Below are 208 nucleotides of genomic sequence, written 5' to 3' on the forward strand. Positions count from 1 at the left end.
AACCATCGACCAATGGATTAAAAGTCCACTGCTCTACCAACTGAGCTAATGACCCGCTCTGATGCTTGTAATAAGCTACGTAAATCCGCCGATATAAGACCATTCAAAGAATGGTGGGTCATGATGGACTCGAACCATCGACCAATGGATTAAAAGTCCACTGCTCTACCAACTGAGCTAATGACCCGCTCTGATGCTTGTAATAAGC

The 208-nt window shown here is 44.7% G+C and carries 1 tRNA gene; it reads right to left on the reverse strand.

The annotated features are described in order from the left end of the window. Positions 1-111: 111 nt before the first annotated feature. Positions 112-187 (reverse strand) — tRNA-Lys (locus HUS62_RS22840). Positions 188-208 lie beyond the last annotated feature (21 nt).

The sequence above is a fragment of the Pseudoalteromonas sp. 0303 genome (assembly GCF_013349995.1).
GTDB lineage: Bacteria > Pseudomonadota > Gammaproteobacteria > Enterobacterales > Alteromonadaceae > Pseudoalteromonas.